This window comes from Nonomuraea composti (genome assembly GCF_012034275.1).
GTDB classification, from domain to species: Bacteria; Actinomycetota; Actinomycetes; order Streptosporangiales; family Streptosporangiaceae; genus Nonomuraea; species Nonomuraea composti.
Genome location: NZ_JAATEP010000036.1, coordinates 67,373 through 82,964, shown reverse-complemented (window position 1 = coordinate 82,964; position 15,592 = coordinate 67,373). Strand labels below are relative to the sequence as shown.

Here is a 15,592-nt window from a genome sequence, read left to right as displayed (position 1 = left end):
AGATCAATGTTGGCGGCCGGGCAACTGTCGGTCTCGCAGCTCCTCGGCCACCAGGCCCAGCCCGATGCCCAGCAGCCAGACGTCCTTGGCCACGCCGAGGCCCTGCGGGGTCGGCCGCAGGCTGCCCTCCTCCCGCATGCCCGGCGTACGCAGGTACAGCCCGATCAGCCCCGCCGCGAACCCCGTCAGCGCCGCCCCCGCCACCAGCGACGGCACGAACGGCGCCAGCAGGGCCGCGCCCAGCGCCACCTGGCTGCGCGCCAGCAGCCGCGTGAACAGCGCCGGATCCATGCGGCGCAGGAACGGGTACGCGCCCGCCGCCATGCCGTGCGTGGCCGCGGCCCGCTGCTCGTCGGCGTGGATCAGCTCCAGGCCGGAGTTCAGGATGATGGCCGCGGCGCTCACGCGGGGCGGGAGCTGGTGCGGGCGGGCGAAGATCTTCATGCTTCCTCACAGGGCTACGGGACGGACCCCACCCCCCTGCCCCCACGCATGCGGGCCGTCCACTGGGAGAGGAATTCTTGGGCCGCTCTTGGTGACGCGGTTTAGTGTTCAGGGGTGGCATATGGCGCATACCTGAGATACCCGCACCTGCACGGTGACCTGGTCACCTTCGTCGCCGACGACGATGTCTGGCTCGCTCCCGTGACCGGCGGCAGAGCCTGGCGGTTCACCGCCGACCGGGTGCCCGTGTCCAACCCGCGGTTCTCGCCCGACGGCGGCCGCATCGCGTGGACCAGCACGAAGGAGGGCGCCCCTGAGGCGTTCACGGCCGAGCTCGACGGCCCCGAAGGCGAGCGGCTGACGCACTGGGGCGACCGGGCCACCTCCGTGCGCGGGTGGCTCGGCGACGGCGAGGTCCTCGCCGTCACCGCCGCCGGGCAGAGCTCCGACAACCGGCGCTGGGCACACGCCGTCCCCCTCGACGGCGGGCCGTCCACCCGGCTGCCGTACGGCTGGGTCGGCGACGCCGCCGTCAGCAACGGCAGGGTCGCCACCGTGTCGGTCATCTGGACCGAGCCCTCCCACTGGAAGCGGTACCGCGGCGGCACCGCCGCCAAGATCTGGGTGGACGCCGACGGCAGCGGCGAGTTCACCAGGCTGTTCGCCGACGACCCCGCGCAGCACTGGGCGGTGAGCTGGGTGGGCGACCGGCTCGTGTTCCTGTCCGACACCGACGGGGTCGGCAACGTCTACTCCGCCCTGCCCGACGGCTCCGACCTGCGCAAGCACAGCTCCCACGACGAGTTCTACGCCCGCCACGCCACCAGCGACGGGCAGCGGGTGATCTACAGCCACGCCGGTGACCTGTGGCTGATGGAGAGCCTGGACGCCGAGCCGTACCGGCTGGACGTGCGGCTGGGCGGGCCGCGACCCGGGCGCGCCAGACGCCCGGCACCGCTGCGCGCCGGCGGGTTCTCGCCCGACGCCACCGGGCGGGCCAGCGCCGTCGAGATCCGAGGCACCGCGCACTGGGTGACCCACCGCGACGGGCCCGCCGGCGTGCTGCGCGCCGAGCCGGGCGTGCGCGTCCGCCTGCCGCAGGTCCTCGACGCCGACGGCAAGGCCGTGTGGGTCTCCGACGCCAGCGGGGAGGACGGCCTGGAGATCGGCACCCCCGGCGGCGAGGTCAGGACCCTCGCCGCAGGCCGGCTCGGCCGGGTGCTGGAGCTGGTCGCCGCGCCCGACGGCAAGCACGTCGCCGTCGCCACGCACGACGGCCGGCTCCTCGTCATCGACCTCGACAGCGAGAACGTGCGCGAGCTGGAGCACACCGACCAGGGCGACGTGAGCGGGCTGGCCTTCTCGCCCGACTCCACCTGGCTGGCCTGGGAGCACCCGCACCACCGGCGGCTGACCCAGATCAAGATGGGCCGCGTCGACGGCACGTCCGTCATCGAGGTCACGCCGCCGCGCTTCGTCGACTACGACCCCGCCTTCACCAAGGACGGCAAGCACCTGGCGTTCCTGTCGGTGCGCACCTTCGACCCCGTGTACGACGCGCACGTCTTCGACCTGTCGTTCCCCCAGGGCTGCAAGCCGTACATCGTGCCGCTGAAGGCCGACACGCCGTCCCCGTTCGACCCCTCGCTGCAGGGGCGCGGCTTCAACGGCGAGGACGACAAGCCGTCCAAGGACGACAAGAAGGACGACATGCCGCCCCGCACGGAGGTGGACCCCGACGGGCTCGCCGCCCGCGTGGTGCCCGTGCCGGTGCCCGCCGCCAGCTACGGCAACCTCCGCACCGCCAAGGACGCGCTGCTCTGGCTGCGCCACCCGCTCAGCGGGGTGCTCGGCGACGGCAGCGAGCAGAGCTCCGAGACCGTGCTCGAACGCTACGACCTCAAGAAGCGCGCCAAGGCCGAGCTGGGCAAGGAGATCCGCGCGTTCGAGGTCAGCGGCGACGGCTCCCGGCTCGTCACCAACGGCAAGAACGGCCTGCAGACCCGCGCCGCGAGCGAGGGCGACGAGATCGTCACCGTCGACCTCGACCGGATCACCGTGCACATCGACCCGGTCGCCGAGTGGCGGCAGGGCTTCCGCGAGGCCGGCCGCCTCATGCGCGACCACTTCTGGCGCGAGGACATGAACGGCGTCGACTGGCAGGGCGTGCTCGACCGCTACGAGCCGCTGATCTCCCGCATCGGCGCCCACTCCGAGCTGATCGACCTGCTCTGGGAGACGCAGGGCGAGCTTGGCACCTCCCACGCCTACGCCGTGGCCAACGGCTCCGGCACCGACCCCCGGCGCCGCCAGGGCCTGCTCGGCGCCGACCTGGTGCGCGACGACGACGGGGTGTGGCGGGTCGGGCGCATCCTGCCCGGCGAGTCCTCCGACCACGCCGCCCGCTCGCCGCTGCTCGCGCCCGGCGTCGCCGTCCGCGAGGGCGACGCCATCCTCGCCGTCGGCGGCCGCCCCGTCGATCCGGTACGCGGGCCGCTGCCGCTGCTGGCCGGCACCGCGAACCAGCCCATCGAGCTGACCGTCCGCCACTCCTCCGGCGGCGACGTGCGCCGCGTCGTCGTCATCCCGGTCGCCGACGAGACGCAGCTGCGCTACCACGACTGGGTGGACGACCGCCGCGCCTACGTCAGGCAGGCGTCCGGCGGCCGGCTGGGCTACCTGCACGTGCCCGACATGGTGGCCTCAGGGTGGGCGCAGTTCCACCGCGACCTGCGTACCGAGATGGACCATGACGGGCTGGTCGTGGACGTGCGCGAGAACAGCGGCGGCCACCTGTCGGAGCTGATCCTCGAAAAGCTGTCGCGCAAGGTGACCGGATGGGCGCGGGCCCGCTGGTACCAGCCGATGCGCTACCCCGACGACTCGCCGCGCGGGCCGGTGGTGACGGTCGCCGACGAGTTCGCCGGCTCCGACGGCGACATCGTCAGCGCGGGCATCAAGGCGCGGGGCATCGGGCCGCTGGTCGGCACGCGCACGTGGGGCGGGGTCATCGGGATCGACTCGCGGTACTCGCTCGTCGACGGCACCCGCGTCACCCAGCCGCGCTACTCCTTCTGGCTCGACGGGCCGGGCTGGGGCGTGGAGAACCACGGCGTCGACCCCGACGTCGAGGTCGTCATCACGCCGCAGGATCGGGTGGTGGGCCGGGATCCGCAGCTCGACAAGGCCATCGAGCTCGCCCTGGCCGCCTTGGACGAGCGGCCCGCCGCCGCCCCGCCCGACCTACCACCGCTGGCGCAGTAGCCGGTCGAGGATCTCCGCCAGGATGGCCTCGGTGGTGGCGAAGTTGAGCCGCACGCAGCTCTCACCACCGGGGCCGAAGGCCGCGCCGTCGTTCAGCCGCACTCTCGCCTCGCGCTCGAACACCTCCGCCATGCCCGGCCTGCCCACGTTCAGCCAGGCCAGGTACGTCGCCTCCGGCACGCGGTAGCCGAACGCGGCGGGCAGGCGGTCGGCGATCGTGCGGCGGTTGCGGTCGAGCAGCGCCACGGTCTCCGCCAGCCAGGCGTCACCGTGCCGCCAGGCCGCCACCGTCGCCTCGACGCCGAACACGCTGGGCGAGCCGTACACGAACGGCGGCTGCGCCTCCAGGGCCTTGCGCGCGCCCTCGTGCCCGAAATGGGCGACCGAGCAGCGGATGCCGCCCAGGTTGAACGCCTTCGTCGCCGACGTCAGCGTGACCGTGCGCTCGGGCGCGATCGTGGCGAACGGGATGTGCCGGTGCGGCTCGTACACGAGGTCGGCGTGGATCTCGTCGGCGATGACCAGCAGGTCGTGCCGCTCGGCGTGCTCGGCCAGCTCGGTCAGCTCCCGCTCGGTGAACGCGCGGCCGGTCGGGTTGTGCGGGTTGACCAGCAGGAGCACCCGGCAGCCCGACAGGTCGGGCACCTCGAAACGCCACGTGTCGCCGTCCGGCTCCATCCGGATGGGGCGCAGCGGGCGCTCCATGACGTCCAGCGTGTCCAGGAACGGGTGATACGCCGGGACGTGCACGGCCACGCCGTCGCCCGGCTTCGTCCAGAGGTGGAGGAGCACCTGGAGCGCCTGGTTGAGGTCGTTGAACGGACGCACCAGCCCCGGATCGGCCTCCCAGCCGAACCGGCCCGCCATCCGCTCGGCGAACGCCTCGGCCAGCGGGCCGGCGTTGCGGTCGAGCAGCCAGACGGGGTAACCCAGGTCGCCGTCGGCGCGGCGGCGCAGGACGTCGGCGACGGCGGGGGCGGTGGGCAGGTCCATGTCGGCCACCCAGGCCGGGATCACCCCCGGCTCGACCGCCGCCCACTTGAGCCCATCATGCGTGGATTTAAGGGTTAAAGGGGTATATGCGTCATTCACTCGGCCATTCTAGGATTCTGTAATGTGATGAGGCGGTGGCGCGGAGTATGGCAAGCTGGGCGGCCATGACGCCCCACCCGAAGATCGCCGCGATCGTCGAGACCTACCTCAGCTTGGCCGACGCGGAGGCACCCGGGCTCGTCGAGGGGCTCTACCTGGAAGGCTCCGCCGCGCTCGGCGACTACCGGCCGGGCACCAGCGACGTCGACTTCGTCGCCGTCACCTCCGCCCTCCCGCCCGCGGGCGTGCTGGAGCGCATCCACACCAAACTCGGCGCCCACCCCTTCGACGGCGTCTACCTCACCTGGGACGACCTCGGCCACGACCCCACCGCCCTGGGCGAGCGCCCGCAAGCCCACGCCGGCCGCCTCAACCGGCGCGGCACCGTCAATCCCGTCACCTGGCACACCCTCGCCCGCCACGGCCTGACCTGCCGCGGACCCAAAACCGAAGACCTCAAGATCTGGAACGATCCCGAAGCCCTCGCCGCCTGGACCGACCGCAACCTCGACCTCTACTGGCGCCGCCTCGTCATCCGCGCCTCCCGCCCTCTCACCCCCTGGGGGCTGACCTGCCTCGGCCCGTACGGCACCGTCTGGGTCGTCACCGGCGTCGCCCGCCTCCACTACACGCTGGCCACCGGCGAGATCACCTCCAAGTCCGGCGCCGGCCGGCACGCCAGGCAAACGTTCCCCGAGCGCTGGCACCGCGTCATCGACGAGGCACTGCGGCTGCGCGAGGAGGACACCGCCGTGCCGTCGACGGCCGGCGTCATCGCCGGCCTCGGCGACCACTTCGGCACACCCCGCCGCTCCCTGTACGGCTCGCCGTTCGAACGCAGGAGAGACGTCCTCGGCTTCGCCGACGAGGCGATCACGGCGGCACACGAGCTGTACCGCACCCGCTGACGCGTTTGCGTGCGGGGAGATCTGTCCGCGCGGGCGGGGGTCTTGCGGGCGGGGTCTTATGCGGGCGGCGATCTTATGCGGGGAGATCGTCCACCCGGGCGGCGACCAGCCCGAACAGGTCACCGATCGTGGTCAGGGCAGCGGCGTGCAGCTGCTCCGCCGAGATCGGCTCCCCACCAGGCGCCGCCAGCGGCCTCGTCGCACACGCCTCGGCCACGACGGTGGGCCGGTAACCCAGGTTGAACGCCCCCTGAGCGGTGAACTGCACGCACATGTGGGTCATGAACCCCGCCAGCACCAGATCAGGCCCGGCATCCAGCTTGCGCAGCGTCTCCAGCAGGTCGGTCTCATGGAAGGAGTTCGGGAACCCCTTCACCACCACCGCCTCACCCTCCCGGGCCGCGACCCGCGGCTCGATCTGCCCGATCTCAGCGCGAATGTCGTACGGGGTCCCCTCGCCGCCGTCATTGATGACGTGCACCACCGGCGTCCCGGCGGCACGGGCCCGCTCCAGGAGCCGGGCGGCCGCGTCCAGAGCCTGATCGGCGCCGGGAAGGGCCATGACGCCCTTGCAGTAGGTGTTCTGGAAGTCGATCAGGACCAGGGTGGCGGTGGAGAGGCGCGGCAGCTCGCGGTCGAGACCGATCACGTCGCGCAGGGTCGTCGAAACACTCATCTTGTCCTCCTTGGATTTTGAGAACTACCGGCCCGTGCGGGCCGGAGCTTTGAAACGGAGATCCATCACAAGCGGATCGGAAGCGCCGCCACCTGGCCCGCCATCCGGTGGCGGTCCGGAAGCGCCGCCGCCTGCTCTGCCACCCGGGTGGCGACGGACCACGCCACCGCCCATCGGCAATTCGCATGGCCAGGCCGCCGCCCGTCCGGCGTTCGCGCGGCCAGGCCGCCGCCTGTCCGGCGTCCGCGCGACCACGCCACCGCACCGCCACCGCCACCCGACCGCCGTCCCCGCAGAGACGCTTGGCTCCCCACCGCACGAACCCCACAGGGTCCCTCCGAGTGGACGGCCGACGATCTCGTCGTGTGCCGCCCACCTGGGCGAGCAGGGCTGAGCGGCCGAGGGATCGCGCCGCTTGGCGAGATGTGGTCCACCCCGGAGGCGATGGCGCGTTGGACGGCAGAACGGGGCGTCACTTCCAGCCCGCCACCACAAGTGACGTCAGGCGATGGCGCGGAAGGCGGTGGGTCAGGCGGCGGCGCGGATGATGGCGGGTCGGGCGATGGCGGGGAAGGCGGCAGGTCAGGCGGCGGTGCGGAAACGTCGCCGATAGGTGGCAGGAGTGGTGCCGAGCCGTCGCCGAAAGGCGCGGTGCAGGGTCTCCGCCGACCCCAGCCCGCACGCGGCGGCAACCCGATCAAGCGGCTCATCGGTGCCTTCCAGCAACCGCCGCGCCGCCTCGACCCGAGCTGCTTCGACGTACGCGGCCGGAGTGGCCCCGGTCTCTTTGCGAAAGACCCGGGCGAAGTGCCGCTCGCTCAGGCACACCCGCTCGGCCAGCGCCGCCGCGGACAGGTGGGCGGTGAGGTTGGCGGTGATCCACACCCGCAACTCGTCGATGTCGCGCCGCTCGGTGGGCGCCTGCCACAGCGGCACGCTGAACTGGCTCTGCCCACCCTGCCGCTTGAGGTACATCACCAGTTGCCGCGCGACCGCCAGAGCGAGCCGCTCACCATGGTCCTCGGCGACGAGGGCGAGCGCGAGATCCATGCAGGAGCTGATCCCCGCCCCCGTCCACACTTTCCCCGACCGTATGTAGATCGGATCAGGATCGACGGTGACATCGGGATGATCGGCAGCCAACCGCTCAGCCGTCGCCCAGTGCGTGGTGGCCGTCCGCCCCGCCAGGAGCCCAGCGGCGGCCAGCAGATGAGCCCCCACACACACGGAGGCAACCCGCCGCGCATGCTTCGAGGTCTCAGCGATCCACCCCACCAACCGGGGATCGATCACCGGCACTCCGGCGGCATCCACCGCCCCAGGCACCACCAACGTATCGACCCGATCACCGACCTCGTCGAAGGTCAGGTCAGCAGCCAGCCGAACCCCGGCACTGGTGCGAACCTGCCCGCCATCAGGCCCCGCCAGGAGCACCTCGTACGGCACGCGACCGTCCATCTCCCGATTCGCGACCGCGAACACCTCCGCAGGCCCGGTGACATCAAGAAGATCAACGTCGGGGAACACGGCGACTATGACACGGTGTGAAGCGGGCATGCACCTATTGTCGCCAACATTCACCCATGACCGCCATGACGCGGATCTGTCACATCCGGCCACCCGTCACAAACCCACACGCCGGTCGGAGGGTGCACCACGAATCCACCCCAGCCGACTGCCCGTACGAGACGGCACAGAACGATCCAACAACGCCAAGAGCAGGAACGATCCAACCTCTCCAGGACCTGCCACGGCGACATCCCTCATGCGACGATCAGGCTTTTCCCACGCCCGCCCGGGCATGTCCACGACTCCGCCTGTCAGTGCCTTACCGCCCAGCCCGCGCAAGGCGTGGTCCACCCCCAGCCCTGCGCTGTGCCCTCACGCCCACCACGCCTGCGGGCCGGTCGCGTCACCATCCAGGCCGCACTCTCGCCTCCGCCGTGCGCCCTCACCCAGAACCTTCGCTCCGAACGCTTCCTCATTCGGAGCGCGCTCGCACCCGCAGCGCCTCCCCGCCCTACGGCGCCTTCTTTCCCGGAGCCTGTCCTTGACCGGGCCGTGCCTTCACCCGAGCGGCCGTTCGCCGGCAGCGGGCACTCGCGCTCAGCGTGCTCTCGCCCGGTGGCACGCTGATGTGAGCCGTGACCTGGCTTGGCCTCTCCTGTCTTGAGGTGCCTCGCCAGGGTCGCGGCTCCGCCTGAGTGCGAGCGTGAGAGGGCACGGGGACCCTGTGCCCCGGAGCCCGGCTCGGCTAGAGGCGGCGCAGGACCGCTACGACCTTGCCCAGGACGCTGGCCTCGTCACCAGGGATGGGTTCGTAGTTGGGGTTGTGGGGGACAAGCCAGACGTGGCCGTCCTTGCGCTTGAAGGTCTTGACCGTGGCTTCACCCTCGATCATGGCGGCCACGATGTCGCCACTCTCCGCCACGGGCTGCTGACGTACGACCACCCAGTCGCCGTCGGCGATGGCGGCCTCGATCATCGAGTCACCGGCGACTTGCAGGAGGAACAGCGTGCCCTCACCGACGAGCTGCTTGGGCAGGGCGAAGACGTCTTCGACGCTCTCCTCGGCGAGGATCGGGCCACCGGCGGCGATGCGGCCCACGAGCGGGACGTAGGCGGCCGTCGGACGGTTGACCGTGGGCTCCTCGTCGGTGGCGTCGGGGTCGACCCAGAGCACGGGCTCACCCGGAAGGCGGACCTCGAGCGCGCGCGGACGGTGCGGGTCACGGCGCAGGTAACCCTTGCGCTGTAGGGCCGTCAGCTGGTGCGACACGCTGGACGTGCTGGTCAGCTGTACCGCCTCGCCGATCTCGCGCATGGACGGTGGGTATCCGCGCTGTTGTACCGAGTCGCGGATCACTTCGAGGATCTTGCGCTGCCTGGGGGTCAACCCCAGGGAGTCTCGCCGGCGCACCGCGAGGTCGCTGACCCCGTTTGCGTCATCCCGCTCGGTCATGCTCTTCCTCCTCGCCTGGCGGCCCGCCTCACCGGCGAACCTCCCGGTCCGTGGTCCTGATGTCGCACACAGCGACCGTATCGCTGTTGAAGATCATCTTCAAACAATTGTTCGAGTCTTCCTCGAAATTGTCGCCAGCGTGGTGTACAACATCGTACGGGAGTTCGATCGACACCGTGTTCGATTTGCTGATCTTATTTGGCCTTTTCCTCAGGCCACACGGCAGGAGGTCATCCATGCGAACGCCCACAAATACGGACACGACCAGCGAAGACGTCAATCGGCTCACACTGATCGCCGATGCCACGCAGAGTAAGGATCGACGGGCTGACAATACGCGGGTGGGGGCCACTGTCCCGGGGAATTCCAGCAAGAGGTTGGGGCCCCGTTCGAGTGGTGGGGGAAGATCCCATTTGCGACTCGTCCCGTCACCGCGCGCAGGCGACGAGCCGGACCCCACCGTCCCGCCGCCTCCAGGAAGGGGCAAGGGGCGGCGGGTGCGGGGTGACGGCGATGACACCGTAAGGGGCCGGAGGTCAGGCGCCAAGGAGCCGGCTGCCGGAGGGTCGGATGTCAAGGCTGGGGGGCGAGGGGAGCCGGCTTCCGCTCGGAGGAGCGGCGGTGCCGCGCGTATGGGGGCCGTCATCGCTTCGGAGGGGCGCGGTTCTGGGCGCATGGGTGCTACCTCCGCTTCGGAGGGCGGTGGCTTCGTGCGCAGGGGCGGTGCCTCCGCCCGTCAGCGTGGCGCTTCGGCCGGCAGGCGCGGTGCTCCCGCTCCCGACGGCGGCACCTCCTCCGGCGAGGACGGCGGGTCCCCGCGTCAGGGCGGCGCCTCCGCTCGGCGGGTCGGCGGGTCGCTGCGCAAGCGCGGTGCCGCCTCTGCGCAGGGTGGCACATTCCTCCGCAAGGGCACGTCTTCCGGGCAGGAAGGCGGTGGCTTCGCGGGCAAGGAGACTGCCTCTGCTCGGGAGGCTGGCGGCTTCATGGGGAGAGGCGATGCTTCGGTACGGCGAGGCGGGGGTTCCGTGCGGAAGGGTGCTGCCTCCGCTCGGGAGGGCCGTTCGGTGCCGAGGGGGCCTGCCTCCGCCTCGCGGGACGGCGGTGGCGGCCGTACGGGCGTCGTGGATCCCGTTCGGCAGGGCCGCAGGTCTGCTCGGGAGGGGCGTTTCGTGCCCGGAGGGCCTGCCTCCGCCTCGCGGGGTGCTGGTGGCGGCCGTACGGGCGTCGTTGATCCTGCTCGGCAGGGCCGCCGTAGCTCGGCTGCTCCTGAGGGCGCTGTCCTGGCTCTCCAGGCCGGCGGCGCGGGCTGGCGGGGCACGGCGTCTCGGTGGCGGCGTTTTCTCGGGCGGCGAGATGGCTTGGGGCAGCGAGGTCGCTTCGAGCGACGGGGCGGCCTGGAGCGGCGGGGCGGCTCGGGGCGGCGGAGGGCGTTCGGGCGAGGGGGATTGTTCGGGCGGCGGGCCTTCCGGCCTCCGGATGGCGAGAGGCGGCCGGATGCTGCTGGGGGTGTCGGGGGGTCGAGGCGTCGGCGGGGTTCGGGGAGGGAGACCGCTCCGGTGCGGCTGACCCGGCGGGGGCGGGTCGTGCTGGTGATGGCGGTGGCGTTGCTGTCGCTGGGCGGGTTCTGGCTCGGTACGCGGGCCGCCGGGCACGCCGAAGTGCGCGTCGTGGTGGCCGGTCATGCCGGGCTGCCCTGGGTTGAGGTGCACAAGGGAGACACATTGTGGGAGATCGCCGACGCGCTCTCCGAGGGGGATGATCCGGGGGCTCTGGTGGAGGAGATCAAGCGGCTGAATCGGCTGTCCGACTCGCTCATCCGGCCGGGCGCCCGCATCTACGTCCCTAGGGACACCGCCGCCTTACGCTGACCGCCGGCCCATCTCTGCGCCGGCGTGCCTCCCCTCTCGGTGGTCTTGACGGCGTCATGAGCGGGTGATGGGGCGGTGGATGCGGCGCTCCCGTGGTGATGGGGCCGTGGTTGTGGGGCTCGCGTGGTGATGGGGCCGTGGTTGTGGGGCTCGCGTGGTGATGGGGCCGTGGATGCGGCCGCTCGCGTCGTGAGTGCGGGAGACTGCCGCCGTGTCACACCCGCAGCAGCAGGGTGCTGGGAACGTGCCTGCACGGATCCGGCCCCGCCCGTGCTGGAACGTGCCATGACGTCACTGTCGTCGTCGAGCACGCATTGTGCGCCGACTGCACCGCGGCGCCGCGCGACGGCCGCGGACGGAAGCGCGACACCGCCCGCCGCCGTCCAGGGCGGTGGCATGGCGTCGCATGTGGCGTGCGCGCCCAGCCCGGGTGGGCCGAGAGCCTGGGGCCGAGAGGTGCGCGACGGCGGGCTGGGCTCCTGAGCGCCACGCCCTCCTCCTCCTCCTCCTCGTGTACGCGGGTGCTGGAGGCCTGTGCCAGGAGGGCCGTCACACAGCCTCTCGCCAGAGGCGCGCGGTGGGGTGCCGCTATCCGCTCCCCGGCGGCGCACGGCAGGGCCAGGTCGGCGCTGGGTCGTGGGAGGCGGTGTCAAGAGGGGCGCCGCAGCCGGGCTCCGGGGGAGCGGGATGGAAGGGGTGGGAATGGAAGTTGTGTCCTCGGGTACCTTTGTGAGGCTTGTTCACGACCGAGGTCGAAAGCAACCGATGTGACGCTCCGACCTGCGGGAAGATCGCAAAACGGGGGCCGACACGCCCGGGGCGGATGATGATGGTGTGCTGATCAGCGACTTCGGCCGGATGGGTGCGCTCAACTTGCGTTCATGGTCGCGCGCTTCTACGGTTGGACCACAACATCTAGTAGTTACACCGATGTAGTTCACCACACCTTGTGTTTCCGTGACCGCTCCATGGCCCGCCATGGAGCGTGCGCGAGCGTCCCGTCATGGCGGGTGAGGGCGCGTGTGGTGGCCGCAGGTTCTTGGAGGCGAAAGCGTGCACTGTCCGTTCTGTCGCCACCCTGACACCAGGGTCATCGACAGTCGCTCCACGGATGACGGCGCGGCCATCAGGCGCCGCCGCACCTGTCCCGAGTGCGGGCGCAGGTTCACCACGCAGGAGACCGTCCTGCTGATGGTGAGCAAGCGCAGCGGAGTGACGGAGCCGTTCTCGCGGGACAAGGTCGTCGCGGGCGTGCGGCGGGCGTGCCAGGGCAGGCCGGTCAGCGAGGACTCGCTGGCGCAGCTCGGGCAGCGGGTGGAGGAGGCCATCAGGGCGAAGGGCGCGGCCGAGATCCCCTCCAACGAGGTGGGCCTGGCCATCCTGGGCCCGCTGCGGGAGCTGGACGAGGTGGCGTACCTGCGGTTCGCATCGGTATATCGCGGTTTCGAGAGCCTGGCGGACTTCGAGGCCGAGATCAGACAGTTGAAGGCGGAGAAGGGGGAGTCATGACGGAGACGGCGAGCGGTTCAGTGGCGCGCGGGGGTAAGCGTCCGCGTAAGGGGCTGAAGATGAAGCGGATCTTCACCAAGCCCGGCGTGCACCCGTATGACGAGATCCAGTGGGAGCGCCGCGATGTCGTCATGACCAACTGGCGCGACGGATCCATCAACTTTGAACAGCGGGGCGTCGAGTTCCCCGACTTCTGGTCGGTGAACGCGGCCAACATCGTGACGACCAAGTACTTCCGCGGCGCCGTGGGCACCCCGCAGCGCGAGTGGAGCCTGAAGCAGTTGATCGACCGGGTCGTCGGCGTCTACACCCGGACGGGGCTCGAGCACGGCTACTTCGCCAGCGAAGAGGACGCCGAGATCTTCGACCACGAGCTGAAGCACGCCCTGGCGCACCAGGTGTTCGCGTTCAACTCGCCGGTGTGGTTCAACGTGGGCACGCAGTCGCCGCAGCAGGTGAGCGCGTGTTTCATCCTGTCCGTGGACGACACGATGGAGTCGATCCTCGACTGGTACAAGGAAGAGGGTGTGATCTTCAAGGGCGGCTCCGGGTCGGGGGTCAACCTGTCGAGGATCCGTTCGTCCAAGGAGCTGCTGTCGAGCGGCGGCACCGCCAGCGGTCCCGTCAGCTTCATGCGGGGCGCCGACGCGAGCGCCGGCACCATCAAGTCGGGCGGCGCGACGCGCCGGGCGGCCAAGATGGTCGTGCTCGACGTCGACCACCCCGACATCGAGGAGTTCATCGAGACGAAGGCGCGCGAGGAGGACAAGGTCCGCGCGCTGCGTGACGCCGGCTTCGACATGGACCTCGGCGGCAAGGACATCGTCTCCGTCCAGTACCAGAACGCCAACAACTCCGTGCGCGTCTCCGACGAGTTCATGCGCGCGGTGGAGAAGGGCGCGGACTTCGGCCTGCGGGCCCGCCTGACCGGCGAGGTCATCGAGAAGGTCGATGCGAGAGACCTGTTCCGCAAGATGGCGAAGGCGGCGTGGGAGTGCGCCGACCCCGGCGTGCAGTACGACGACACGATCAACGACTGGCACACCACGCCCGAGACGGGCCGCATCACGGCCAGCAACCCGTGCAGCGAGTACGTCCACCTCGACAACTCCTCCTGCAACCTGGCCAGCATCAACCTGCTGAAGTTCCTGAAGGACGACAACTCCTTCAACGTCGCCGACTTCGTCAAGCTGACCGAGCTGATCATCACCGCGATGGACATCTCGATCACGTTCGCCGACTTCCCGACGGAGAAGATCGGCGAGACGACGCGCGCCTACCGGCAGCTCGGCATCGGCTACGCCAACCTCGGCGCGCTGCTCATGGCGACGGGCCACGCCTACGACTCCGACGGCGGGCGCGCGGTGGCGGCCGCGATCACGTCCCTGATGACCGGTGTGTCCTACCGGCGCAGCGCCGAGCTGGCCGGGGTCGTCGGCCCGTACGACGGCTATGCCAGGAACGCCGAGCCGCACAAGCGCGTCATGCGCAAGCACGCCGCGGCCAACGACGACCTGCGCACCATCGGCACGATGGACGCGAAGATCCACTCCGAGGCGTCGCGCCAGTGGGCGGAGTGCCTCAAGCTGGGCGAGAAGAACGGCTACCGCAACGCCCAGGCCAGCCTCCTCGCGCCCACCGGCACGATCGGCCTCATGATGGACTGCGACACGACCGGCATCGAGCCGGACCTGGCGCTGGTCAAGTTCAAGAAGCTCGTGGGCGGCGGCTCCATGCAGATCGTCAACCAGACGATCCCGCGGGCGCTCAAGCAGCTCGGCTACCAGCAGGAGCAGATCGAGGCCATCGTCGAGTACATCGGCGAGCACAGCCACGTCGTCGACGCCCCCGGCCTGCGCCCCGAGCACTACGAGGTGTTCGACTGCGCGATGGGCGAGCGGGCGATCGCGCCCATGGGCCACGTCCGGATGATGGCGGCCACGCAGCCGTTCCTGTCCGGCGCCATCTCCAAGACGGTCAACCTGCCCGAGTCGGCCACGATCGACGACATCGAGCAGGTCTACATGGAGGGCTGGAAGCTCGGCCTCAAGGCCCTGGCCGTCTACCGCGACAACTGCAAGGTCGGCCAGCCGCTGTCGGCCGGCGACGGCTCCAAGAAGCAGCAGGAGCAGCCGAAGGAGCCCGAGGTCAAGGTCATCGAGGTCAACCGGCCGACCCGGCGGCGCATGCCGAACCAGCGGCCGAGCACGACCACCCGCTTCACGGTGGGCGGCGCCAAGGGCTACATGACCGCCTCGTCCTACCCCGACGACGGGCTCGGCGAGGTCTTCCTCAAGATGTCCAAGCAGGGCTCGACGCTGGCGGGCGTCATGGACGCCTTCTCGGTGGCGATCTCCATCGGGCTCCAGTACGGCGTGCCGCTGGAGACGTACATGAGCAAGTTCGTCAACATGCGCTTCGAGCCGGCCGGTATGACGGACGACCCCGACATCCGCATGGCCACCTCGGTGATGGACTACATCTTCCGCCGCCTGGCCCTCGACCACCTGCCCTATGAGGAGCGGGCGGCGCTGGGCATCTTCTCGGCGGCCGAGCGCGCGGCGCAGCAGCGCGGCGAGGACCCGGCGGCCCTCCAGGAGACGGTCGACCGGGAGGCGCTGGCCCAGTCGGCGCCGATCGAGGCCGCCGCGGCCCAGCCGAAGGAGGAGTCCGCGCAGCCGGCCCAGGAGCTGACGCTGGAGAGCCACCAGCGCTTCACCGCCGACGCGCCGCTGTGCATGACCTGCGGCACCAAGATGCGTCCTGCGGGTAGCTGCTACGTGTGCGAGGGCTGCGGCTCGACCAGCGGCTGCAGCTGAGACGAGGGAAACGGCAGGTAGGCCCGTAGGGTCTGCTTGAGAAGGGGGTC

General features: G+C 70.8%; 10 protein-coding genes. 5 read left to right on the top strand and 5 right to left on the bottom strand.

The window, feature by feature from the left end; translation table 11 throughout:
- Positions 1-3 precede the first annotated feature (3 nt).
- Complete coding sequence (locus HCN51_RS38490) at positions 4-444, bottom strand: hypothetical protein (RefSeq protein WP_168016855.1); 441 nt, start codon at positions 442-444, stop codon at positions 4-6.
- A 114-nt stretch (positions 445-558) separates the two neighbouring features.
- Between HCN51_RS38490 and HCN51_RS38485 the strand changes: the two genes are divergently transcribed.
- On the top strand, positions 559-3,708 hold the full coding sequence (locus HCN51_RS38485) for a PDZ domain-containing protein (RefSeq protein ID WP_168016853.1): 3,150 nt from the start codon (positions 559-561) through the stop codon (positions 3,706-3,708).
- Here HCN51_RS38485 and HCN51_RS38480 read toward each other — a convergent pair.
- Positions 3,688-4,800 carry a MalY/PatB family protein gene (locus HCN51_RS38480; RefSeq protein WP_346433942.1) on the bottom strand — a complete coding sequence of 371 codons (1,113 nt, stop codon included), beginning with the start codon at positions 4,798-4,800 and terminating at the stop codon, positions 3,688-3,690. The two genes, HCN51_RS38485 and HCN51_RS38480, sit on opposite strands and share 21 nt — an antisense overlap.
- Positions 4,801-4,865: 65 nt before the next feature.
- On the opposite strand from HCN51_RS38480, the gene HCN51_RS38475 reads away from it, so the two are divergent.
- Positions 4,866-5,708, top strand: coding sequence for a nucleotidyltransferase domain-containing protein (locus HCN51_RS38475; RefSeq protein WP_168016851.1), 843 nt, complete (start codon positions 4,866-4,868; stop codon positions 5,706-5,708).
- A gap of 73 nt (positions 5,709-5,781) precedes the next feature.
- Here HCN51_RS38475 and HCN51_RS38470 read toward each other — a convergent pair whose 3' ends face one another.
- The 3 genes from HCN51_RS38470 to lexA form a co-directional block, all read right to left on the bottom strand.
- Positions 5,782-6,384 (bottom strand): cysteine hydrolase family protein, encoded by a 603-nt coding sequence (locus tag HCN51_RS38470; RefSeq protein ID WP_168016849.1) that lies wholly within the window; start codon positions 6,382-6,384, stop codon positions 5,782-5,784.
- Positions 6,385-6,966: 582 nt separating this feature from the next.
- Positions 6,967-7,941, bottom strand: a complete 975-nt coding sequence (locus tag HCN51_RS38465; protein ID WP_168016847.1) for a GlxA family transcriptional regulator — start codon at positions 7,939-7,941, stop codon at positions 6,967-6,969.
- A gap of 697 nt (positions 7,942-8,638) precedes the next feature.
- On the bottom strand, positions 8,639-9,346 hold the full coding sequence (gene lexA / locus HCN51_RS38460; RefSeq protein ID WP_080046266.1) for a transcriptional repressor LexA: 708 nt from the start codon (positions 9,344-9,346) through the stop codon (positions 8,639-8,641).
- A gap of 1,556 nt (positions 9,347-10,902) precedes the next feature.
- Between lexA and HCN51_RS38455 the strand changes: the two genes are divergently transcribed.
- The 3 genes from HCN51_RS38455 (at position 10,903) to HCN51_RS38445 (ending at position 15,542) form a co-directional block, all read left to right on the top strand.
- Positions 10,903-11,214: a LysM peptidoglycan-binding domain-containing protein gene (locus HCN51_RS38455; protein WP_168016845.1), complete on the top strand. Its 312-nt coding sequence runs from the start codon at positions 10,903-10,905 to the stop codon at positions 11,212-11,214.
- A gap of 1,053 nt (positions 11,215-12,267) precedes the next feature.
- Positions 12,268-12,723, top strand: coding sequence for a transcriptional regulator NrdR (gene nrdR, locus HCN51_RS38450; protein ID WP_168016843.1), 456 nt, complete (start codon positions 12,268-12,270; stop codon positions 12,721-12,723).
- Complete coding sequence (locus HCN51_RS38445) at positions 12,720-15,542, top strand: vitamin B12-dependent ribonucleotide reductase (protein ID WP_080046269.1); 2,823 nt, start codon at positions 12,720-12,722, stop codon at positions 15,540-15,542. The genes nrdR and HCN51_RS38445 overlap by 4 nt, the downstream gene beginning before the upstream one ends.
- Positions 15,543-15,592 lie beyond the last annotated feature (50 nt).

What these genes read in the sequence shown, in the direction of transcription:
- HCN51_RS38490 (WP_168016855.1), bottom strand. Translation starts at nt 444, where the DNA reads ATGAAGATCTTCGCCCGCCCGCACCAGCTCCCGCCCCGCGTGAGCGCC.
- HCN51_RS38475 (WP_168016851.1), top strand. Translation starts at nt 4,866, where the DNA reads ATGACGCCCCACCCGAAGATCGCCGCGATCGTCGAGACCTACCTCAGC.
- HCN51_RS38470 (WP_168016849.1), bottom strand. Translation starts at nt 6,384, where the DNA reads ATGAGTGTTTCGACGACCCTGCGCGACGTGATCGGTCTCGACCGCGAG.
- HCN51_RS38465 (WP_168016847.1), bottom strand. Translation starts at nt 7,941, where the DNA reads ATGCCCGCTTCACACCGTGTCATAGTCGCCGTGTTCCCCGACGTTGAT.
- lexA (WP_080046266.1), bottom strand. Translation starts at nt 9,346, where the DNA reads ATGACCGAGCGGGATGACGCAAACGGGGTCAGCGACCTCGCGGTGCGC.
- HCN51_RS38445 (WP_080046269.1), top strand. Translation starts at nt 12,720, where the DNA reads ATGACGGAGACGGCGAGCGGTTCAGTGGCGCGCGGGGGTAAGCGTCCG.